The 19,697-nt window shown below is 68.9% G+C and carries 22 protein-coding genes; 10 read left to right on the top strand and 12 right to left on the bottom strand.

Annotated elements, in window-relative coordinates:
* Nucleotides 1–379 precede the first annotated feature (379 nt).
* From ACWF0M_RS29965 to ACWF0M_RS29955, 3 genes are read right to left on the bottom strand one after another with little or no spacing between them, the layout of a single operon-like run.
* A complete protein-coding gene (locus tag ACWF0M_RS29965; RefSeq protein ID WP_452239069.1) occupies nucleotides 380–1,285 on the bottom strand; it encodes a carbohydrate ABC transporter permease in 906 nt (301 codons plus the stop codon).
* Complete coding sequence (locus ACWF0M_RS29960; RefSeq protein WP_452239068.1) at nucleotides 1,282–2,160, bottom strand: carbohydrate ABC transporter permease; 879 nt, start codon at nucleotides 2,158–2,160, stop codon at nucleotides 1,282–1,284. The genes ACWF0M_RS29965 and ACWF0M_RS29960 overlap by 4 nt, the downstream gene beginning before the upstream one ends.
* On the bottom strand, nucleotides 2,160–3,455 hold the full coding sequence (locus ACWF0M_RS29955; RefSeq protein ID WP_452239067.1) for an ABC transporter substrate-binding protein: 1,296 nt from the start codon (nucleotides 3,453–3,455) through the stop codon (nucleotides 2,160–2,162). Before ACWF0M_RS29955 ends, ACWF0M_RS29960 begins: the two co-directional genes overlap by 1 nt.
* Nucleotides 3,456–3,542: 87 nt before the next feature.
* Between ACWF0M_RS29955 and ACWF0M_RS29950 the strand changes: the two genes are divergently transcribed.
* On the top strand, nucleotides 3,543–4,559 hold the full coding sequence (locus ACWF0M_RS29950) for a LacI family DNA-binding transcriptional regulator (RefSeq protein WP_452239066.1): 1,017 nt from the start codon (nucleotides 3,543–3,545) through the stop codon (nucleotides 4,557–4,559).
* Between the two features lie 48 nt (nucleotides 4,560–4,607).
* On the top strand, nucleotides 4,608–5,777 hold the full coding sequence (locus tag ACWF0M_RS29945; RefSeq protein ID WP_452239065.1) for a glycoside hydrolase 5 family protein: 1,170 nt from the start codon (nucleotides 4,608–4,610) through the stop codon (nucleotides 5,775–5,777).
* Here the strand turns inward: ACWF0M_RS29945 and ACWF0M_RS29940 are convergent.
* Nucleotides 5,774–6,490: a TetR/AcrR family transcriptional regulator gene (locus tag ACWF0M_RS29940; protein ID WP_452239064.1), complete on the bottom strand. Its 717-nt coding sequence runs from the start codon at nucleotides 6,488–6,490 to the stop codon at nucleotides 5,774–5,776. The two genes, ACWF0M_RS29945 and ACWF0M_RS29940, sit on opposite strands and share 4 nt — an antisense overlap.
* Nucleotides 6,491–6,635: 145 nt before the next feature.
* On the opposite strand from ACWF0M_RS29940, the gene ACWF0M_RS29935 reads away from it, so the two are divergent.
* Genes ACWF0M_RS29935 through ACWF0M_RS29925 form a run of 3 tightly spaced genes read left to right on the top strand, consistent with a single transcriptional unit; the run spans nucleotide 6,636 to nucleotide 10,279 of the window.
* Nucleotides 6,636–7,061: a DUF1707 SHOCT-like domain-containing protein gene (locus ACWF0M_RS29935; RefSeq protein ID WP_452239063.1), complete on the top strand. Its 426-nt coding sequence runs from the start codon at nucleotides 6,636–6,638 to the stop codon at nucleotides 7,059–7,061.
* Nucleotides 7,058–7,807 (top strand): ABC transporter ATP-binding protein, encoded by a 750-nt coding sequence (locus ACWF0M_RS29930; protein ID WP_452239062.1) that lies wholly within the window; start codon nucleotides 7,058–7,060, stop codon nucleotides 7,805–7,807. Before ACWF0M_RS29935 ends, ACWF0M_RS29930 begins: the two co-directional genes overlap by 4 nt.
* Nucleotides 7,808–7,810: 3 nt before the next feature.
* Entirely contained in the window at nucleotides 7,811–10,279 is a 2,469-nt protein-coding gene (locus tag ACWF0M_RS29925; protein ID WP_452239061.1) for an ABC transporter permease, read from the top strand.
* Between the two features lie 65 nt (nucleotides 10,280–10,344).
* Here the strand turns inward: ACWF0M_RS29925 and ACWF0M_RS29920 are convergent, their stop codons facing one another.
* Nucleotides 10,345–10,857 carry an SseB family protein gene (locus tag ACWF0M_RS29920; RefSeq protein ID WP_452239060.1) on the bottom strand — a complete coding sequence of 171 codons (513 nt, stop codon included), beginning with the start codon at nucleotides 10,855–10,857 and terminating at the stop codon, nucleotides 10,345–10,347.
* A gap of 189 nt (nucleotides 10,858–11,046) precedes the next feature.
* Between ACWF0M_RS29920 and ACWF0M_RS29915 the strand changes: the two genes are divergently transcribed.
* Together ACWF0M_RS29915 and ACWF0M_RS29910 are read left to right on the top strand one after the other, a co-directional pair.
* Nucleotides 11,047–11,535, top strand: coding sequence for a hypothetical protein (locus tag ACWF0M_RS29915; protein ID WP_452239059.1), 489 nt, complete (start codon nucleotides 11,047–11,049; stop codon nucleotides 11,533–11,535).
* Entirely contained in the window at nucleotides 11,522–12,196 is a 675-nt protein-coding gene (locus ACWF0M_RS29910) for a uridine kinase family protein (RefSeq protein ID WP_452239058.1), read from the top strand. Before ACWF0M_RS29915 ends, ACWF0M_RS29910 begins: the two co-directional genes overlap by 14 nt.
* On the opposite strand, the gene ACWF0M_RS29905 is transcribed toward ACWF0M_RS29910, so the two are convergent.
* From ACWF0M_RS29905 to ACWF0M_RS29895, 3 genes are read right to left on the bottom strand one after another with little or no spacing between them, the layout of a single operon-like run.
* Entirely contained in the window at nucleotides 12,175–12,624 is a 450-nt protein-coding gene (locus tag ACWF0M_RS29905) for a globin domain-containing protein (RefSeq protein ID WP_452239057.1), read from the bottom strand. The genes ACWF0M_RS29910 and ACWF0M_RS29905 overlap by 22 nt on opposite strands.
* A gap of 47 nt (nucleotides 12,625–12,671) precedes the next feature.
* The gene (locus ACWF0M_RS29900; protein WP_452239056.1) at nucleotides 12,672–13,886 is read right to left on the bottom strand and encodes an RNA polymerase sigma factor; all 1,215 of its coding nucleotides are present in this window, start codon (nucleotides 13,884–13,886) and stop codon (nucleotides 12,672–12,674) included.
* A complete protein-coding gene (locus ACWF0M_RS29895) occupies nucleotides 13,886–14,221 on the bottom strand; it encodes a YciI family protein (RefSeq protein ID WP_241998420.1) in 336 nt (111 codons plus the stop codon). Before ACWF0M_RS29895 ends, ACWF0M_RS29900 begins: the two co-directional genes overlap by 1 nt.
* A 189-nt stretch (nucleotides 14,222–14,410) precedes the next feature.
* Between ACWF0M_RS29895 and ACWF0M_RS29890 the strand changes: the two genes are divergently transcribed.
* Nucleotides 14,411–15,295, top strand: a complete 885-nt coding sequence (locus ACWF0M_RS29890; RefSeq protein ID WP_452239055.1) for an aldose 1-epimerase family protein — start codon at nucleotides 14,411–14,413, stop codon at nucleotides 15,293–15,295.
* Here the strand turns inward: ACWF0M_RS29890 and ACWF0M_RS29885 are convergent.
* Genes ACWF0M_RS29885 through ACWF0M_RS29875 form a run of 3 tightly spaced genes read right to left on the bottom strand, consistent with a single transcriptional unit; the run spans nucleotide 15,273 to nucleotide 17,077 of the window.
* Nucleotides 15,273–15,905 carry a PH domain-containing protein gene (locus tag ACWF0M_RS29885; protein ID WP_452239054.1) on the bottom strand — a complete coding sequence of 211 codons (633 nt, stop codon included), beginning with the start codon at nucleotides 15,903–15,905 and terminating at the stop codon, nucleotides 15,273–15,275. The two genes, ACWF0M_RS29890 and ACWF0M_RS29885, sit on opposite strands and share 23 nt — an antisense overlap.
* Nucleotides 15,906–15,914: 9 nt before the next feature.
* Entirely contained in the window at nucleotides 15,915–16,763 is an 849-nt protein-coding gene (gene hisG, locus ACWF0M_RS29880; protein ID WP_452239053.1) for an ATP phosphoribosyltransferase, read from the bottom strand.
* A 50-nt stretch (nucleotides 16,764–16,813) separates the two neighbouring features.
* On the bottom strand, nucleotides 16,814–17,077 hold the full coding sequence (locus tag ACWF0M_RS29875; protein WP_452239052.1) for a phosphoribosyl-ATP diphosphatase: 264 nt from the start codon (nucleotides 17,075–17,077) through the stop codon (nucleotides 16,814–16,816).
* Nucleotides 17,078–17,169: 92 nt separating this feature from the next.
* Here ACWF0M_RS29875 and ACWF0M_RS29870 point away from each other — a divergent pair, with 92 nt between their 5' ends.
* Nucleotides 17,170–17,580 (top strand): VOC family protein, encoded by a 411-nt coding sequence (locus ACWF0M_RS29870; protein ID WP_452239051.1) that lies wholly within the window; start codon nucleotides 17,170–17,172, stop codon nucleotides 17,578–17,580.
* Here ACWF0M_RS29870 and ACWF0M_RS29865 read toward each other — a convergent pair.
* On the bottom strand, nucleotides 17,551–18,246 hold the full coding sequence (locus ACWF0M_RS29865; protein ID WP_452239050.1) for an MBL fold metallo-hydrolase: 696 nt from the start codon (nucleotides 18,244–18,246) through the stop codon (nucleotides 17,551–17,553). The genes ACWF0M_RS29870 and ACWF0M_RS29865 overlap by 30 nt on opposite strands.
* A 209-nt stretch (nucleotides 18,247–18,455) precedes the next feature.
* Between ACWF0M_RS29865 and ACWF0M_RS29860 the strand changes: the two genes are divergently transcribed.
* Entirely contained in the window at nucleotides 18,456–19,580 is a 1,125-nt protein-coding gene (locus tag ACWF0M_RS29860) for a P1 family peptidase (protein ID WP_452239049.1), read from the top strand.
* Nucleotides 19,581–19,697 lie beyond the last annotated feature (117 nt).

The raw sequence follows: 19,697 nt of genomic DNA, 5'->3' as shown, positions 1-19,697 counted from the left end.
CATCGCCCTGGCCATGCTCACCCTCGGCGGCTACCGCCCACCCCTCCCCGGCCGAAACTGACCCACGGATCAGTCAGAAGAGCCGGATATCCCCTGGCGTTGTGGGTTCTCCCCTCTAGTACCAACAGAGAACCCACAACACCGACGGATATCCCCTCGTGTGCGAGGGGCCCGTCGCGCCCGGCCAGGGCCGGCCGGCGAGACGGACCGGGCGGTGCGGTGGTGCGGTGCGTGCGGTGGTGCGGTGCGAGCGGTGGTGTGGTGCGAGCGGTGGTGTGGTGCGAGCGAGCGGTGCGGGCCAGCGGTGGTGTGGTGCGAGGGAGCGGTGGTGTGGTGCGGTGGGGACTGGAGACGCCCACGCAGCTGGCTGAAGCGCCGTTTATCCCTTGACGGCGCCTTCCTCGACGCCCTTGAAGAAGAAGCGTTGCAGGGTGGCGAAGACGATCACGATCGGGATGAACGCGATCATCGTGCCGGCCGCGATCAGTCGCGGGTTGTTGCTGAACGTGCCGGACAGGTATTGCAGGCCGACGGTCAGCGTGTACTTGTTCGGATCGGTCAGCACGATCAGCGGCCAGAGGAAGTCGTCCCAGGCGCCGATGAACGCGAAGATCGCGACCACACTGATCGTCCCGCGCACCGACGGCAGGCCGATGTACAGGAATCGTTGCCACGCGTTCGCCCCGTCCACGACCGCGGCCTGATCGACTTCGACGGGCAAGGACCGGAACGCGTTGTACATCAGCAGTACGTTGAGCGCGCCGATCATCCCGGGCAGTGCGACGCCGAAGAGCGTGTTCGCCAGCCCGAACTCCCGGACCGTGACGTACTGCGAAATGATCGTGACCTCACCCGGCAGCACGAGGGTCGCCAGGAACAGGCCGAGGACGATCTTGCGGCCGCGGAACTGCAGCCGGGACAGCGCGAACCCGGCCAGCGACGCGCCGATGACGTTGCCGCCGACAACCAGGAAGGCGACCACGAGCGAGTTCCGGGCGTAGTCCCAGACCGGGATGGTGTCGGTGACCTCCTTGTAGTGGTCGAACGTCGGTTGCGACGGCAGCAGCCGCGGGATCCGGGTGTAAATGTCCTCCCCGGATCCCTTCAGCGACGTCGACAGCTGCCAGAGGAACGGCCCGATCGTGATCAGCAGCACGAACACCAGCAGCACGTACCGCGCGACCTTCTCCCGCGGCGACACCGAGTTGAACCCGGACGATCGACGCCGTCGTACCGGCGCTTCGGTAGCCACGGCCTGCCGCGGCGGATCGGTCACAGTCGTCATGCTTCGGCCCCCCGGCGGTTGAGACGGGCGAGTACCAACATCGGTACGACGGTGACGAAGAACAGCACGATCGACAACGCGGACGCGTACCCGAGGTTGCCCTCGAAGCCCTGGCTGTACTGCTGGATGAGCATCACGACCGAGTTGTCCCGGCCGCCCGGACCGCCCTTGCCACCGCTGAGGATGAACAGTTCGGAGAACACCCGCAGCGCCGACACCGAGATCAGGATCGAGATCAGGATCATCGTTCCCCGTACGCCGGGAATCGTCACGTGCACGAACCGCCGCAGCGGCCCCGCGCCGTCGACCGCGGCCGCCTCGTGCAGCTCACGCCCGACGTTCCCGAGGGCGGCCAGGTAGATGATCATGTAGTACCCGAGCCCCTTCCAGATCGTCAGACTGATTGCGCTGAGCAACAACAGCCACTGGTCGGACAGGAACGGCAGCGGCCCGGAGATGACCCCGAGCTTCTCGGCCAGTCCGTTGACCAGGCCGCGGTCGTCCAGGATCCACTGCCAGATCAGCGCCACCACGACCGCGGACGCCACCACCGGGGTGTAGAACGCGGTCCGGAAGAACGTGATCCCGGGCAGCTTCTTCTCCACCAGTACGGCGAGCAGCAGCGGCAGGACGGTCAGGAACGGCAGGCAGACCACCATGTAGATGACGCTGTTCAGCAGCGCCCACCGCAACTGCTCGTCGTGCAGCAGGGTCTCGAAGTTCTTCAGCCCGACGAAGTGGCCGCCGCCGATCGGTTTGGCGTTCGTGAACGACAGGATGACGGTGTTGACCGACGGCCACAGGTTGAAGACCAGCAACCACGTGAGTGCCGGTATCACCAGCACCCACGGGGTGAACCAACGGTTGTACCGCATTACTGCGTGAGGAGCTGGTTGGCCTTGGCCACCGCGGCGTCGAGGGCTGCCTGGGACGAGATCTTGCCGGAGATCGCGAGCGAGATCTGCTGCCCGATGAAGTCGTTGGTCGCGCCACTGATGATCGGCGGCGCCAGCACCTTCGCCTTGGCCAGCGACTGGAAGGCGAGCACCTTGGCGTCGCTCTCCGGCGTACCGTCGGACTTCGAGAAGTACGGGTCGGACGCGGAGGCCTTGGTGGACGGGAAGATGTTCACGATCTTCGCGAACGCGGCCTGGTTCTCGGCGTTGGTGACGAACCGGGCGAGGGCGATCGCCGCGGCCTGGTTCTTGGTCTTCGCCGAGACCGACAGCCCCTGCACGTACAGCGCCGGGGTGTCCAGCGCGGGCGACGGGACGACCTTGCCCTTCAGCGACGGGTTGTCCTTCTGGAAGTCCTGGATCGCGTTGCCGCCGCCGGTGGTCCAGGCGACCTTGCCCTGGGTGAAGAGCTTGGAGTTGCCCAGGTACTCGTTGGTCAGGATGTCGCGCGGCATGTAGCCGGCCTTGTAGGCGTCGCGGTACTTGTCCAGCAGCGCCGCGGCCTCGGGGGTGTTGAAAGTGAACTTCTTGCCGTCGTCGGAGATGATCTTGACCCCGGCATTGGTGAAGTCACCGATGCCCGGCAGTCGGCTCATCAGGTATTCCTTGCCGCCGGTCTTGTCGTGCATGGTCTTCGCGGCCGCGAGCAGCTCGTCGAAGGTCTTCGGCGGGTTCTTCACGTCGAGGCCGGCCGCGGCGAACTTGGTCGCGTTCCAGTAGTCGATGTCGGTGTTCAGGTACCACGGGTAGCCGAACGTGCCGTCCAGGCCCTGGTACTGGTACGCCTGCACGCCGCCCTCGACGTACTCCTCGTTCAGCTTCGGGTCCGCGGCGGCGACGTCGAGCAGCATGTTCTGCTTGGCCAGGCTGAGGGCGAAGTCGGGCGGCAGGTTCGTCACGTCCGGCAGCGAGCCGGCCGACGCCTGGCTCAGCACCTTCTTGTCGTAACCGTCGCCGGGCTGGTCGAGCCAGGTGACGTGCGTGCCCGGGTACTTCGCCTCGAACGCCTTGATCACGCCTTCGACGTACGACGTGAACTTGGGCTTCAGCGCCCAGGTCTGGAAGCTGACCTCACCGGTCACCTGGGCGTTCGCGTCGACGGTCGGCTTGGCCCCGCCGCTGCCGCCGGAGTCCTCGGAACCGAGGCCGCAACCTGCGAGGGTGAGGGCGGCGGCGGCAAGACTTGCCACGAGCGCCGGACGGCGTCTACGCATGGGATCTCCTGGAATTGATAAACCGGTATAGCTCCCGAACTATTCACATCGTAGAATCCGCTGTCAAGGGTGGAAGGTGGTACGACGATGGCAAGACCGACGATCGCGGACATCGCGACCAGGGCCGGGGTGTCCAAGGGCGCGGTGTCGTTCGCGCTGAACGGGCGGCCGGGGGTCAGCGACGCGACCCGGGAGCGGATCCTGAAGATCGCCGAGCAGATGAGCTGGCGGCCGCACAGCGCGGCGCGCGCGCTCGGTGCGTCACGGGTCGACTCGGTCGGGATGGTGATCGCCCGCCCGGCGCGGACGCTCGGGGTCGAGCCGTTCTTCGCGCACCTGCTGTCCGGCGTGCAGTCGGGGCTGTCCGCGGAGTCGATCTCGCTGCAACTGCTGATCGTCGAGGACACCGCGGCCGAGATCGAGGTGTACCGGCGGTGGGCGTCGGAGCACCGGGTCGACGGCGTGATCCTGGTCGACCTGACCGTGAAGGACCCACGTGTCGACGAGCTCAGGACGCTCGAACTGCCGGCCGTGGTGATCGGCGGCCGCGGCGGCAAGGGCGCACTCGCCTCGGTCTGGGCCGACGACCGCGACGCGATGCTCTCGATCGTCGAGTACCTGGCCGCGCTCGGCCATCGCCGGATCGCCCACGTCGCCGGTACGCCGAACTTCCAGCACACGCAGCGCCGGATCCGGGCCCTCCGCGACGCCGCGCCCCGGCTCGCGCTGCTCGACGCCCCGTCGCTGACCACGGACTTCAGCGACGCGGAGGGCGCCGCGATCACCCGCAAGCTGCTGTCGCAGTCCGTGCGCCCGACCGCGATCGTCTACGACAGCGACGTGATGGCGGTCGCAGGCCTCGGGGTCGCGATGGAGATGGGCGTCTCGGTGCCGGGCGACCTGTCGATCGTCGCGTTCGACGACTCGATCCTCACCCAGCTCATGCACCCCGCGCTGACCGCGCTGTCCCGCGACACCTTCGACTTCGGCCGCCAGGCCGCCGAGGTCCTGCTCGAAACCATCGCCGATCCCAGCGTCGTCATCAACCGCCGCACCGCCGACCCGGTCCTCACGGTCCGCGAGTCCACTGCTCCACCAGCTTGAGCGAGGCGCAGTTGCTCTTGTGGCCTAAACCGATTTAGCATCCTCGGCATGGCTTTGGAGACCGTCACGCCCCGGTTCGGTGCGAACTACGTTCCCTCGGCGGGATGGTTCTACAGCTGGCTGGACTACGACCGCGACGCGGTACGGCGGGACTTCGCGGATCTGGCCGGGATGGGTCTGGACCACGTCCGGGTCTTCCCGGTCTGGCCGTGGATCCAGCCGAACCGGGCGATCATCCGCGAGCAGGCGATCGCCGACCTGCTCGACACGATCGACGCCGCCGCGGAGCACGGCCTGACCGTCGCGGTCGACCTGATCCAGGGGCACCTGTCCAGCTTCGACTTCCTCCCGTCGTGGGTGCTGACCTGGCATAGGAGCAGCCTGTTCGAGGACAGCACGGTCCGCGACGGTCTCACGGCGTACGTCGATGCTGTGGCGCGCGCGGTCGCGACGAAGCCGAACGTTTTCGCCATCACGCTCGGAAACGAGGTCAACAACCTCTGGCCGGACAGCTCCACCACGCCCGAGACCTCGACCGCGTGGGCGCAGGAACTGCTGACGACGGTGAAGAAGGCGGCGCCCGACGTACTCGCGCTGCACTCGGTCTTCGACGACGCCTGGTACAAGGGCGACCATCCGTTCCACCCCGTCGACGCGGTGGACCTGGGTGACCTGACCACTGTCCACTCGTGGGTTTTCAACGGGGTCTCACGAGTGGACGGTCCCCTGGGTCCGGCCACCCTCACCCACGCCGACTACCTGATCGAGCTCGCCAAGGCCACGGCCCTCGAGCACGACCGGCCCGTCTGGCTGCAGGAGATCGGCGTACCGGGGCCTGATATCCCCGTCGATCTGCAGGCCGAGTTCACCCGGCGGACCGTCGAGTCCGTCCTGCCGAACCCCGCGCTGTACGGCGTGACGTGGTGGTCCTCGCACGACATCGAGCGGCGGCTGCTCGACTTCCCGGACCGCGAGTACGACCTCGGCCTGTTCACGGTCGACCACCGGCGCAAACCGTCCGCGCAGGCGCTGGCGGAGGTGATCGCGACGGTCCGCGCGAACGGCGTACCGGCGCAACCGCCCGCCACCACGCTGACCGCGCCGGTCAACCTCCGCACCGAGCCGGCACGTCGCGCGGAAGTTGCCCCCGGCAGCGAATTCCACCTGCAGTGGGTCGATGCCCGCAGCAACGGACCCGTGCGGATCGCCCTGCCCTAGGACTTCTTGGAGATCAGTACGTCGATGCCGTCGAGGATGCGGTCGAGGCCGAACTCGAGGTCGTCGTCGAGTTCGTCCTCGTACTCCTGGTTGAGGTAGAGCGACACCAGCGTCGGATACCCGCCCTCCATCAGTCGCGGGACGAGGAACTGACCGACCTGCTCCGCCTGCACCGGCGTCCGATCGCTCGCCCCGAGCTGACGCGCGAGGCCCGCGTAGTTCCGCGCGTACCCGTCCAGCAGCATCAGGCACCCGAGATTGTCGTGCTGACTCAGCCCGGTCTCCGCTAGCGCCGCTAGCATCACCTCGACCCAGCGCAGCAGGTTCGGCGTGACGGGCGCGCCACGGATCGGTACGTCGATCAGCCACGGGCGGTCCGCGTACATCTCGACCTGCGCATCCACCCAGGCGATCGCCGCCGCGCGCCAGCCGGACGGTAGCTCCGGCGGCAGCCCGACCGCCTTCTCGTGGACCAGGACGATCAGCTCCTCCTTGGACCGGACGTAGCGGTACATCGCGTTCGTTGTGACGCCGAGCTGCGCCGCGATCCGCTGCAGCGAGATCGCCTCGAACCCGTACCGGTCGCCGAACTCGATGCCGGTGGCGACGATCTGCTCGACCGACAGCGCCGGTTTCGGCCCGCGCCGCTGCACCGGCAGCACACCCCACGCGAGGGCGAGCCCCGGCGGCAGGTCTCCGCGGTCCTCGGTCATACCTCCCATCCTGACGTACGCCGGCCCGCGCCGGACAGGGGAGCTAGGTCCACCTCGGAAACGGGGCCTGAGCACCGGGATCTGAAACTGTTCAACCCATACGCTGTTTCACATCGGACCCCACCTCAGGACAAGGACCCCTCTCATGTACACGATCCTCGAACCCCTCTTGACCCCCGATCAGGTGCAGCTCACCGACGCCGATCGCCGCGCCGCAGTCGCCAAGCTCGAAAGCGCCGTACGACAGGCAGCGCTGACCCCATCACAGGCCAGCGACCGCCAGGATGAGGTCCTCGGCGCCCGGACCCGTGGCGAACTGCGCGGCATCCTGTCGGGTGTCGCGAACGCGGCCCCGCCCCGCGGGCTGACCGTGGCGCTCCAGGCCTTCACCGGTGTCTGGCTGGTCGCCTGTGTGGTCCAGTTCGTGGTCTGGCTGGCGCTCGCGGTCTTCGGTCACTTCGACGGCCCGTGGTGGCTCTGGTCTGACCTCGGCCTCGGTGCGATCGTGGCGATCCTGTGGTGGACCAACGAGTCGTACCACCGCAAGACCGACGTACTGGTCGCACCGTGAGCGCCCCCGTGCAACTGGATGACGTCCGCAAGGTCTACGGCACCGGTCCCGGCGCGGTCGACGCGCTGGCCGGCGTGACCTACGACTTCGTCGCCGGCAGCTTCACCGCGGTGATGGGCCCGTCCGGCTCCGGCAAGAGCACGCTGCTGCACTGCGCGGCCGGCCTGGACACGCCAACGACCGGTGACGTCCAACTGGCTGGCCGGTCGCTGCGCGGCCTCGACGAGACGTCGCTGACCGAGCTGCGCCGCGAGCACGTCGCGTTCGTCTTCCAGTCCTTCAACCTGATGCCGGCGCTGACGGTGCGGCAGAACGTCGTACTCCCGATGACGCTGGCCGGCAAGCAGCCGGACGACGCCTGGGTGACCGAGGTCATCCAGCGGGTCGGTCTCGGCGAACGCGTCAAGCACCGGCCGAGCGAGTTGTCCGGCGGTCAGCAGCAACGCGTGGCGATCGCCCGGGCCCTCGCCGGCCGGACCGCGATCACGTTCGCCGACGAGCCGACCGGTGCGCTCGACACCACCACCGCACTCGAGGTCCTCACGCTGCTCCGTGACCAGTCCCGCCAGCTCGGTCAAACGATCGTGATGGTCACCCACGACCCGGTCGCGGCGTCGTACGCCGATCGGGTCGTCTACCTCGTCGACGGCCGGATCGTGTCCGAGGCCGTCCACCCCACCGCCGAGGCCGTAGCCGCGGAGCTTGCCCAGCTGAGCGCCGGCCGCCTCTCACCCACGGAGCTCTGACTCATGTTCCGCCTCGCCGCCACCACCCTGCGGTACCGGACCGCTGCCTTCCTCGCGATCTTCGTCGCGGTCCTGCTCGGCGGGGCGCTGCTCAGCGCCGCCGGCGGTCTGCTCGAGACCGGTCTGCGCCTGAACGCCCCGCCCCAACGACTCTCCGCGGCCCCGATCGTGGTCACCGGCGACCCGGCGTACCACCCACCGAACGGCAGTGGCTCCGCCGCCTTCCCGGAACGCCACCGAGTAGACGCCAGCTTGCTCGCCAAACTCACGAGCACGCCGGGAGTCGCAGAGGCAATCGCCGACAGGTCATTCCCCGCAGCAGTCGCAGGCAACTCCTCCGAAGGGAGTGGCGGGGTGCTTGCCGGGCACGGGTGGAGTTCCGCTGCGCTCACGCCGTACCAGCTGAATTCCGGGCGAGCGCCGCGCAGCGGGCAGGTTGTGCTGGATGAGCGGCTGGCCGGCGCCGCGAAGCCGGGCGACCACGTGACGATCACAGTCAGCGGGACGCCCCGGACCTACACCCTCGCGGGCATCGCGGTCGCTCAGCACGAGGTCGACGTACCGTCCGTCTTCTTCGCCGACGCGGACATCCCGGCGGGTGTGGATGCGATCGGGGTGTTTCCCGCGGACGGTACGTCGGTACGGGACCTCGCGAAGCGGCTCGACCTGCCGACGGGTGTGAAGGCGTACACGGGGGACGAGCGCGGTGTCGCGGAGTTCTCCGGGATCGCGACCGGTCTGCCGCTGATCATCATGTCCGGCGTCTTCGGTGGGATGGTGGCCGTGGTGATGGCGCTCGTGGTCTCGGCCACGATCGGGCTGTCGGTGCGCCAGCGCCGCCGCGAACTGGCGCTGCTCCGGGCCAGCGGCGCGACCCCGCAGCAGGTCGGCAAGATGGTGATCGCCGAGACGATGGTGGTCGGTGTCATCGGGCTCGTACTCGGGCTGCTGTGCGGCCGGATCGCCGGTACCTGGATCTTCGGGATGCTGGCCGACGGCGGGATCGTGCCGTCACAGCTGCGGTTCGACCAGGGCCCGCTCCCGTTCGCGGGCGCCACCGTCCTCACGTACGCCGTACTGCGGGTGACCGTCGGTATCGCCGCGGGACGGGCCGCCCGGATCCGCCCGATCCAGGCGCTGGCCGAGGCCGCCGTACCGAACGTGGCACTGGGTCGGGTGCGGATCGTCATCGGTCTCGTCTTCGCGGGCGCGACCGTGGCGATCGCGTTGTCCACGCCGTTCATGGGTCCGGCCAACGCTGCGGCGATCGGCGGGCCGGCCGGGCTGACCGGGTCGATCGCGGTCGCGGTCCTCGCGCCGCTGGTGATCCAGCGGGCGCTGATCCCCCGCATCACGCGGCTGGTCGAGAAGCGCGGAACCAGCGGAACGCTCGCGGTGATCAACCTGCGGGTCCGCGCGGTGCAGTTCGGCGCGATCCTGGTCCCGATCACCATCGCCACGGCGATTGCCATCGGCAACATCTACTCGCAGACCACCCAGCAGCGGGCCGCCGTCGACGCGTTCACCAAGAACTTGTCCGGCGACGTGGTGATCACGTCCACCTCGGGCGGCATCCCGGCGTCGCTGACCGACTCGGCCAGGTCGATGCCCGGTGTCACCGCGGTGTCGGAACTAGTCCGCAGCAAGGGCTGGATCGAGGAGCCGTACGACAAGTCGCACACCAGCGACGCCTGGCCGCTGCTCGGCCTGAGCGGGCCGGTGTACACGGGCAAGGTGAAGCAGGGTTCGCTGGACGACCTGACCGGTGACACCGTGGCGCTCCCGCCGGGTACGGCGAAGAAGCTCAAGGTCGGCGTCGGCTCGGAGATCGGCCTGCGTCTCGGCGACGACGCCCTGGTCAAGGTCAAGGTGGTCGCCCTCGCCGAGGGACCGTCCGGGTACGAGTCTCTCCTGCTGCCCGCGCAACTGCTCGCCGCCCACACCACCAGCGGCCTGCCGAGCCAGCTACTGCTGAAGACCAGCAACAAGCTGCACCCGGACCTGTCGAGGTGGCCGGGTACGACGATCGGTGGCCGCGAACTGCTCAGCGAAGGATTGGACACCGGGCTCGGCGTGGACGCGTGGATCGGCTACCTGCTGGCCGCCATCGCAGTCGCGTACACGGCCATCGCGTCGATCAACACGATCGCCGTCGCGGTGCTGGACCGACGGCGCGAGTTCGGGCTGCAACGACTGACCGGGTCGACGCGGCGCGAAGTCTCCCGGATGCTCCGTCTGGAGGGCCTGCTGATCGCGGCGCTCGGACTGGTCGCCGGGCTGGTCACCGCGGCGTTCACCGTGTTCCCGATCGCGCTGGCGACCCGCGGCTGGCCGATCCCGTCCGGCCCGGTCTGGGTCCTGCTGATCTGGGTGGCCGTCGTCCTGCTCCTGGTCCTGCCGACGACCGCGATCACCGGCCGGATCGCGATGCGGTCCAAGCCGATGGACGCGCTCAGCTCGCCCGTCGGCTGAGCTTTCCGGAAAGAAATCGTCACCTGGCGACGAATTCTTTCCGGAAAGGAGGCGTGCCGGCCGGCTCAGCTGCTGGAGGGGTCTGAGCCGGCCGGTTCGATCCACGCGTAGCCGCCGTCTTCCAGGCGCACCACCTGGAGGCCGGCGGCCAATCGATGTACGTCGTCGGTCTCGATCACGCTCGCGGCCGGGCCGGCGATGTCCAGCACGATCGCGGCGGCGCCTTCCTGGATCGCTGCGGTGGCGACGAGCTGCGCCTGGGCCGGCATCGGGCGGGCGTCCGGGCTCCAGCGGGTCAGGCTCTCGGTGCCCGTGAACGCGAGCAGCGCATTCCGCCCGTCCTGTCCCTGGAGCAGCGCGACGGCCATGTCCGACGTCTTGTCGTGCGCCAGCCCGTTGTCGTCGTACTCCACCTCGCCGAGCATCGCGACCACCGGCACCAGCAACCGTGCCTTGATCAGCGCCGCGAGCACCGCTCCCCCGTCGCCGTCGGTGAGCGCCGCGGCCAGCGCCGGGTCCGCCGACCCGTCGTCGTTGTCGAAACCGGTGAAGGCAAGTCGCCGCTGTGGTTGCACCATCGCATTCTCTCCCCCGGACCGCCCCCACTCATCAACCGCCCCAGATCGGCAGCCGTCACGCCTGCCGCAGGCGCAGCAACCGGGTGGGAGCACGGTTGGTGAGTGGCGGGGGTCCGCCCTCGGGGTTTCAGGGGTGCGTCAGGGCTGTTCCCCTCTTGGATCGTGGGCCAACTGTGCGAGCCTGGGTATGTGCCTGACTTCAACGACTTGACGCTGCTGCCGTTCTGCGTAGGCCTCACGCTGCTCGGTCTGATCGGCTCGTGGTTCGCCTGGCGACGCCGCGGGATCGCGGCCGGCACCCGCGGTGTGGCCTGGTCCCTGCTGCCGGTCTCGCTGTACCTGACCGGTCTGCTGGAACTGGTCTGGGACGTGGTCCGCTCCTCCGTGAGCTGGGTCACGCACCTGATCTTCTCGCCGACCGTGTGGGCCGGAGTCGCGCTATTCGGCGTCTCGGTCGTGCTGTACGTCGTTTCCGGCGTCGCCCGCGGCCGCAGTCCGAAGGCACCGAAGGAAAAGAAACCCGCCTCGCCCGCGGGTGAGCTCACCGCGACGGGTCCCGCACCTGCCTCGGCCGCTCCCGCCAAAGCTGCCAAGCCGTCAAAGGGGAAGGCGAAGCAGCAGGAATCGTCGGAGTTCGACGAGATCGAGGACATCCTGAAGCGCCATGGAATCAACTGACAAGGCCCTTGACCAAGGCCCGAACCCCCTGACCATCGACTCGCTGCTGGACAACGTCCAGGCCGGTGCGCCGCGCCTCGGCCGGACCAGACTGATCGGTATCGACGGCCCCGCCGGATCCGGCAAGACCACCGTCGCCGCCGCTCTCGAGGCCCGGGCCATTGCCCGCGACCTGAACACCTACGTCATCCACATGGACGACCTGTACGACGGCTGGGCCGGAGCCGAGCGTGGCTTCGCGCTGCTCCGCGACCACGTCCTGCAACGGCTGGCCGACGGCCGCGAAGGACGGTACCGCCGGTACGACTGGTACCAGCGCGCGTACGCCGAGCTGCACGTCGTACCGAACACCGTGGACCTGCTGATCGTCGAAGGTGTCACCGCCTGCGACCGGGACGCCGCGCACTGGCAGTCGTTGCGGCTCTGGGTCGAGACGTCGAACGAAGTCCGCCTGGACCGCGGCATCGAACGCGACGGCGAGGCCCTCCGCGACCACTGGCTGGAGTGGATGCGCTGGGAACGCGACCACTTCGCGGAACAGGCCACCCGCTCCCGCGCCCACGTGATCGTCGACGGCGACCCGTCGACCCCCTTCGACCCAGCACTCGAACTCGTCACGAAGTCGGTGGCACTACCGCCTCACGACTCAGCCGCGTCCTGAAGCCCGTCCCACGACCACTGCACGACAGCCTGCCCGTCGTCGATGTCCTCGGACCGATGCCGGTACATCGTGTTGAACGTCGCCCAGGCGAAGTAGTCGTGCAGCACCGGGCGGACCCGTTCGTCGATCCCGGCCGCGATCACCGCCTCGTCGAAGCAGGCGATCGCGCGGTGGTTCATCTCGTCGTGCTCGCCGTTCCCGGCGTGCCGGCGCTGCACCGACGCCTCATCGCCGTACGTCGTGGTGTACGTCGGCGGTCCGCCCAGGGCCTGACCCCAGTACGCCGCCAGCCGCTCGGTGTGATCCGGCTTCGCCCCGTCGTGGAACGCGTGGCTGACGACCTCGTCCGCCATCACCCGCTCGTGCCACTCGGCCGCCAGCCGCAGCATGCCTTCCGCCCCACCCGCCGCTTCGTAAACGGTCTCCATACGGCCCAACGGTGCCGCAATCGCCACTAACTGACAATGGGCCCCGGTCAGATGCCCTCGAGACGGCGGCGGACCAGGTCGCGTTCGGGTTCGGAGCCGGCCAGGGCGAGGGCCTGCTCGTAGGCGGTGATTGCCTCGGGCAAACGTCCGAGGCGCTGCAGGAGGTCGGCGCGGGCCAGCGCGAACGGGTGGTAGTCCTGGAGCCGGGGCTCTCCGGCCAGTTCCGCTAGCAGTGCTAGCCCCGCCTCGGGCCCGTCGCGGAGCGCGATCGCCGCCGCGCGGTTGAGCGCGATCACCGGCGACGGGTCGAGGTCCAGAAGTACGTCGTACAACTGGACGATCTGGGGCCAGTCGGTGCTCTCGAACTCGGCGGCCTCGTCGTGGACCGCGTTGATCGCGGCCTGGACGGCGTACGGTCCGGGCGGCCCGCCGGTGAGTGCGGTGACGACCAGGTCGCGGCCCTCGTCGATCATCTCGTGGTCCCAGCGGCTGCGGTCCTGGTCCTCGAGCAGCACGATCTCGCCGCCCGGGCCGGTGCGGGCGTCGCGGCGGGCGTGGATCAGCAGCATCAGCGCGAGCAGGCCGGTGACCTCGCGCGCGTCGGGGAGCAGGCGGTGCAGGATCCGGGCCAGGCGGATCGCTTCCTCGGCCAGGTCCAGGCGTTGCAGGTACGGCCCGGAGCTGGCGGCGTACCCCTCGGTGAAGACCGAATAGATCACCTGCAGTACGCCGGGCAGTCGCTCCGGCAACTCGTCCGGGCCGAGGACGCGGAACGGGATCCGCGCCTCCCGGACCTTCTTCTTCGCGCGGACGATCCGTTTCGCCATCGTCGCGGTCGGGATCAGGAACGCCCGCGCGACCTCCGGCGTGGTCAGTCCCGCGAGGCACCGCAGCGTCAGCGCGCCGCGATCCTCGGCGGCGAGAGCGGGGTGGGCGCAGGTGAAGAACAGTTGCAGCCGCTCGTCGGGCAGTTCGTCCCCGATCGCATGCGGCGTCGGGCGGTCCGCCTCGACCTGGAGGATCGCGAGTTTGGCGGCGTACACCTGGTGCCGGCGGAGCCGATCGACCGCCTTCCGCCGGGCGGTGGTCATCAACCAGCCGCCCGGGTTCGGCGGTACACCGTCGACGGGCCAGCGCGTGAGCGCCGCCTCGATCGCCTCCGACGTGACCTCCTCGGCCAGATCGAGGTCCCCGAACCGCCGGGCTAGCGCTGCTAGCAACCGGCCGCGCTCCTCCCGGAAAACCGCCTCGACCTGCTCCATCAGAAGTCGGCGACCGGGCGGACGATCACCGAGCCGCCGCCCCGCGATCCCGGGCACCTCGCGGCCCAGTCGAGCGCGACGTCCAGATCCGGTACGTCGATCACGTAGAACCCGCCGAGTACCTCCCGGGTCTCCGCGAACGGCCCGTCGGTCACGGTCCGCTTGCCGTCGTTCGCCACCTCGACCCGCGTTGCGGTGACCAGGTCGGCCAGCGACTCGGACGCCACCACCACGCCCGCGTCGGTGATCTCCTTGTCGAACCGCATCCAGTCCTCCGGCTCACACCCCACAGGCGTGTCCTGCAGGTCCAGCTCACCGGCGTTGATCAGCAGCATGTACTTCACGTCGTACCTCCTGTCAGCGTGTCTACAGCATCACCACGAACGAGGTCGCCCCCGATGGACAGCGCTAAGGACAGGAAGTAGTCCTCTCGAGCCGGCCGCCACCGGCGGCTCCACGCGCGAAAGGTGCCTCCACCGCGGACTACCTCCTGTCGTTAGCGTCGCATCGGTGAGGATAGGGACATGAGCGTTCTACCTTCAGGTGAGCAATGGGTCCTCCAAGGTGGCGGGTACGAGGGGACGGTGGTGAGTGTCGGCGGCGGGTTGCGCGAGCTCACGTACGACGGGCGCCCGGTGCTGCTCGCGTACGGCGAGGACGAGGCGGCGCATGCGGGACTCGGGCAGCACCTGTTCCCGTGGCCGAACCGCATCACGGACGGGCAGTACACGTTCAACGGCGTCGACCAGCAGCTGTACCTCACCGAACCGGCCCGCCAGAACGCGATCCACGGCCTCACCCGCTGGGCGAACTGGCAGCGCATCGACAACGGTTCCGATCCGTCGACGGTGGTCGCCGGGCACCAGCTGTTCGGCCAGCCCGGGTACCCGCACCAGCTCGAACTGCGCCTGAACTACCACCTCACCGACCGCCTCACCGTCACCGCGACAGCCACCAACATCGGCCGGACCGCAGCGCCGTACGGCTATGGAGCGCACCCCTACCTCACCGTCGGCCGCCCGATCGACGAGTGCGTCCTCGAGTTCACCGCAGCGCAGCGGCTCGAGGTGTCCGCGGATCGGATGGCTCCGACGGGCCTGACACCGGTCGACGGATCGCCGTACGACTTCACCGAGGCTCGGCTGATCGGGTCGACCTCGATCGACAACGCGTTCACCGGTCTGAAAGGCGACTGGTCGGTGTCGCTGACCGATCCGGACACGGGCGCGCGGTCCGTGCTGACGAGCGACACACCGTGGATGCAGCTGTTCACCGGTGAAGCAGTCGGGCGTACGGCGCTCGCGGTCGAGCCGATGACCTGCCCGCCGGACGCGTTCCGCACCGGTCAGGACCTCGTCGTACTCCAGCCCGGCGACTCACACACGACTAGCTTTCAGGTATCCGTCTAGCGGGCCCGGCGCCGTGTTCGCGGGCGACCGCTGCCAGCTGCTTCGCGGCGCGGCTCGCCCGCGCGCCCTCGGAGGCCTGGACCGCGAGAATGCCGATCCGGTTGTCATCGGCATCGAACAGCTGCAGCCACGCGTCGCCCGGCCGGAACCGGAGCGCGCTGACCTCCGACCACTGCAGCGTGTACGACTTGAACACGTTCCGGATCCGCAGCCGGTCCGCGTACGCCGTGACGCGCAGCGTCGTCATCCGGTACAGGATCCAGAGAATCGCCCCGAAGAACGCCAGCAGGGTGAGCCGCTGGAACCAGTCGAACAACGCCCTGTCCTCCGGCGACAACCGGAACCAGATCACCCCGAACACGGCGATCAAAGAAAGTCCCATCCCGCCCGCCATACCCGCCACGATCCGCGGATGGAACACGAACAGGCGACCGGTCGACTCGCCCGGCTTCGGGCTGGCGGGTCGGTCCGGGAGGGCCTCCAGCACCTCAGCCCCGCCCGAGTTCGGTCCGTCGGACCGATCCGATCCGGACTCCAGCACCTCGCTGCCGCCCGAGTTCGGTCCGTCGGAGGGATCCGGGTCGGGGGTGGTGCGGTCGGGGTCCGGCATCGGAGTGCCTCAGATCCGGCAGGCGTGGATGTCGGTGGTGAGGATCGCGCGGGCGCCGACGTCCCAGAGCTGATCCATCAGACGCTGCGCCTCGGCACGCTGGACCATGACGCGAACCGCGACCCAGCCCTGCCGGTGCAGCGGGGACACGGTCGGCGACTCCAATCCGGGCGCGACCGCGGTGGCCGCGTCGACGTCCTCGGCGCGGATGTCGTAGTCCATCATCACGTAGTTCCGCGCGATCAGGACGCCCTCGAGCCGGCGGACCAGCTGCTGCAGGCCGTTCGCCGGGTGCTCGACACCGTGCCGCTTGATCAGTACCGCCTCGGACTGCAGGATCGGCTCCCCGAACACCTCGAGCCCGGCCTGGCGCAGCGTCGTACCGGTCTCGACGACATCCGCGATCACGTCCGCGACACCCAGCTGGACGGCCGACTCCACGGCACCGTCCAGGCGCACGACCGCCGCGTCGACACCGTTCTCGGCCAGGTGGTCCTGCAGTACGCCGGCGTACGACGTGGCGATCCGCTTCCCGGCGAGGTCCTTCACGGAGTCCGCCGCCCCGGGCCGCCCGGCGAACCGGAACGTTGACGAGCCGAACCCGAGGCCCATGATCACGTCCGCGTCCGCGTGCGAGTCCAGCACCAGGTCACGGCCGGAGATCCCGACGTCGAGCGTGCCCTCGCCGACGTACACGGCGATGTCACGCGGGCGGAGGTAGTAGAACTCGACCTCGTTGGCCGTGTCCGTGAGCGTGAGGTCCTTCGTGGTCCGGCGCTGCTTGTAGCCGGCTTCGACGAGCATCTCGGTAGCGGCTTCGCTGAGCGAGCCCTTGTTCGGTACTGCGACGCGCAGCATGGCGACTGCCCTTTCTGGGGGTGTGAACCGGTGATCTGTGGGAGGGACTCCTACAGATGTCGGTACACGTCCTCGAGGTCCAGGCCGAGCGCGTGCATCATCACCTGGGCGTGGTAGAAGAGCTGTGACAGCTCCTCCGCGGCCCGGTCCTTGCCCTCGTACTCGGCGGCCATCCAGGACTCGGCGGCCTCTTCGACCAGCTTCTTACCGATCGAGTGCACACCGGCGTCCAGCGCCGCCACGGTCCCGGAACCTTCCGGCCGTGTCGCCGCCTTCTCACCCAGCTCGGCAAACAGCTCCTCAAAACTCTTCATCGCCCGCCCAGCCTACGGGTCTCGTCCGCGAACTCCTTCCCCAGGTCCGCCGATCGGACCTCTTCGCGGCCCGTCCGTGGGTTACTGGAGACATGAACGGATTCGCACAGATCTCCGTGATGCTTGCCGTGCCGGACGCACCGGCGGCCGCAGCCTGGTACGCCGAGGCGCTCGGAGCGGTCGAGCTCTGGAACCTCGGCAGCGTGATCGGGTTGAGCGTCGACGGCGCCCCGGTGTTCCTCGGCGAACCGGGGAACAACATCTGGAAAACGCCGGCCGACACCGGTGCCCCGACCGTCCGGATCGAGGTGTTCGTGGACGATCCGGACGGCTTCGTCCAGCGAGCCGTCGAGGCGGGCGCGGACGGGAGTTTCGACCCGGTCCGCGACCACACGGTGCCGTGGGGGACACATCGGCAGGGGTCGTTCCTGGACCCGTTCGGACACCTGTGGTTCGTCGGCGACCGCTCTCCGTTAGGCCCCAGTTTCCGCGAGCGCGGCTGACCTGCTGCGGGGAGCTGAGTGGGCGTCGACGTACCAGTCGTGGCGCTCGGACAGGAGCCGCTTGACCATCGCGTAGTCGAGGGTGTCGTCGGGGGTGCGGAGGTGGTACGGGGGCGGGTAGAACGCGTCGCCGAGCAGGGCGACACCGTCGGCGAGGACGATGGTGGAGTCCGGGGCGTGGTTTCCGCCGACGTGCCGCAGTACAACGTCGGTCGGGAGGGTGAGGGTGTCGTCGAAGGTCTGATCCGGGAGGACGATCCGGAAGTCGGTCCAGTCCGGCACGGCGAGGGCGCGAGCGCGGAAGCTGGGGGCGAGCTTCGGGTTGGCCTCGACCTGGTCGTGAAGGTAGCGGTGGCTCCAAGGTCTGGTGGACTCGATCGCGAGGAGGTCGACGGCTGCGGAGTGGGCGACCACGGTGACGTCGGGCCAGGCGCAGGCGCCCCAGGTGTGATCCCAATGGTGGTGCGTGTAGACAAGCCACTTCGGCGCAGGCAGTCCGGCGGCTGCAATCGCCGTACCCACGGCTTTTGCATGCTCAGGGCTGTTGCCGGCGTCAACGACCACACTGCCGCGATCATCAGCAATCACAGCAACAGACGGACGAATCGCGTCGGGATCCGGGTCGTGAGGGTAAATCCAAACCCGCCCACTCAACCGCTGCAACATACCGCCGACAATAAATCCCCCGTGGGTCCCCGACCGCTGCCGCCTGCGAGATGTCCGCAGCGGGCGCCGATCACAGCTACCGGCGAATCTCTCGGAGCGGCGCCGATTGTCGCCTGCGTTCCCGGGAGCGCGCTGACGAGAACTGCGTGCGGCTCGTGCGGAGGGTGGCTGATGATGGGCGTATGCAGAGGCCTCGGAGGGTTCGTGAGTTGGGTGTTGTTGTCGGGACTCTGGCGACGGGACGGCTCAACGCGATCACCGACGTACCGGGGGTGCGGGTCGGACAGACGACGATCACCGGCGACGGGCTGAACACCGGGGTGACGGCGATCGTCCCGGACGGCTGGGCGGAGACGTTGCCGGCTGCGGTTGCTGTTGGCAACGGGTACGGGAAGCTGGTGGGGAGTACACAGGTGGATGAGCTCGGGGTGCTCGAGACGCCGATCCTGCTCACCGGGACGCTCAGCACGTTCCGCGTCGCCGACGCGCTGCTCACCTGGCTCCTCGACCGCAACCCGCGAGCGACCAGCCTGAACCCGATCGTCGGCGAAACCAACGACGGCCACCTCTCCGACATCCGCCGCCGCCCGATCACCCCCGAACACGTCCACGCCGCCCTGGACACCGCCTCCCCCGACCTCCCCGCCGAAGGCTGCACAGGAGCCGGCACCGGCACCTGCGCACTAGGTTTCAAAGCAGGAATCGGCACAGCATCGCGCACCGTCCCGGCGGACCCCACCCACGCCGCAGGGCCCGCCGAACCCACCGTCGCCGCCGCACGACCTACCGAACACACCCTCGGCGCCGCACAGCCCACCGAACACACCGCCGGCGCGGCACGACCCGCCGAACACACCGCCGGCGCTGCACAGCCCGCCGAACATACCCTCGGCGCTGCAGCGTCCGCCGAGCACACGGTCGGCGTACTGGTGCAGGCGAACTTTTCCGGCCTGCTGACCGTACTCGGGCGCGCGGTCCCCGCCCAGCCGATCGATGCGGACGGCAACTCCTGCATGATCGTGGTCGCGACCGACCTCCCGCTCGACTCCCGGCAACTCGGCCGGCTCGCGCGCCGGGCGATCTTCGCGATGGGCCGAGTCGGCTCCGACTACGCCCCCGGCAGCGGCGACTACGCGATCGCCTTCACCACCGCCCGTACGCCGAACTTCCCCGACCGCAACCTCCTCCGCACACCCTTCCAAGCAGTCACCGAGTCCGTCGAGGAGGCCCTCCTCAACTCCCTCACCATGGCCCACACCACCACCGGCCACCAGAACCACACCGCCCACGCCGTACCCCACCACCTCCTCGCGCCCCACCCAAAGCCTCTTTGAGCACCCCGCACCAACTTTGAGCACCCACCAACCGTTTTCGCGCCCCCGGAATGGTTGGTGGGTGCTCAAAGTTGATCGGGCCGGCTCCGCGTGGCGGGGTGCGGGGCTACGCGAGTG

Source organism: Kribbella sp. NPDC055110, from assembly GCF_053607525.1.
The sequence above is the reverse complement of the archived record's forward strand: the minus strand, read 5'-3'. Positions and strand labels throughout refer to the sequence as shown.

Coding starts and splice junctions, on each gene's coding strand:
- ACWF0M_RS29950 (WP_452239066.1), top strand. CDS start 3,543: ATGGCAAGACCGACGATCGCGGACATCGCGACCAGGGCCGGGGTGTCC.
- ACWF0M_RS29890 (WP_452239055.1), top strand. CDS start 14,411: ATGAGCGTTCTACCTTCAGGTGAGCAATGGGTCCTCCAAGGTGGCGGG.
- ACWF0M_RS29935 (WP_452239063.1), top strand. CDS start 6,636: ATGTACACGATCCTCGAACCCCTCTTGACCCCCGATCAGGTGCAGCTC.
- ACWF0M_RS29865 (WP_452239050.1), bottom strand. CDS start 18,246: ATGTTGCAGCGGTTGAGTGGGCGGGTTTGGATTTACCCTCACGACCCG.
- ACWF0M_RS29940 (WP_452239064.1), bottom strand. CDS start 6,490: ATGACCGAGGACCGCGGAGACCTGCCGCCGGGGCTCGCCCTCGCGTGG.
- ACWF0M_RS29885 (WP_452239054.1), bottom strand. CDS start 15,905: ATGCCGGACCCCGACCGCACCACCCCCGACCCGGATCCCTCCGACGGA.
- ACWF0M_RS29945 (WP_452239065.1), top strand. CDS start 4,608: ATGGCTTTGGAGACCGTCACGCCCCGGTTCGGTGCGAACTACGTTCCC.
- ACWF0M_RS29870 (WP_452239051.1), top strand. CDS start 17,170: ATGAACGGATTCGCACAGATCTCCGTGATGCTTGCCGTGCCGGACGCA.
- ACWF0M_RS29965 (WP_452239069.1), bottom strand. CDS start 1,285: ATGACGACTGTGACCGATCCGCCGCGGCAGGCCGTGGCTACCGAAGCG.
- ACWF0M_RS29905 (WP_452239057.1), bottom strand. CDS start 12,624: ATGGAGACCGTTTACGAAGCGGCGGGTGGGGCGGAAGGCATGCTGCGG.
- ACWF0M_RS29895 (WP_241998420.1), bottom strand. CDS start 14,221: ATGCTGCTGATCAACGCCGGTGAGCTGGACCTGCAGGACACGCCTGTG.
- ACWF0M_RS29960 (WP_452239068.1), bottom strand. CDS start 2,160: ATGCGGTACAACCGTTGGTTCACCCCGTGGGTGCTGGTGATACCGGCA.
- ACWF0M_RS29955 (WP_452239067.1), bottom strand. CDS start 3,455: ATGCGTAGACGCCGTCCGGCGCTCGTGGCAAGTCTTGCCGCCGCCGCC.
- ACWF0M_RS29925 (WP_452239061.1), top strand. CDS start 7,811: ATGTTCCGCCTCGCCGCCACCACCCTGCGGTACCGGACCGCTGCCTTC.
- ACWF0M_RS29875 (WP_452239052.1), bottom strand. CDS start 17,077: ATGAAGAGTTTTGAGGAGCTGTTTGCCGAGCTGGGTGAGAAGGCGGCG.
- ACWF0M_RS29920 (WP_452239060.1), bottom strand. CDS start 10,857: ATGGTGCAACCACAGCGGCGACTTGCCTTCACCGGTTTCGACAACGAC.
- hisG (WP_452239053.1), bottom strand. CDS start 16,763: ATGCTGCGCGTCGCAGTACCGAACAAGGGCTCGCTCAGCGAAGCCGCT.
- ACWF0M_RS29900 (WP_452239056.1), bottom strand. CDS start 13,886: ATGGAGCAGGTCGAGGCGGTTTTCCGGGAGGAGCGCGGCCGGTTGCTA.
- ACWF0M_RS29910 (WP_452239058.1), top strand. CDS start 11,522: ATGGAATCAACTGACAAGGCCCTTGACCAAGGCCCGAACCCCCTGACC.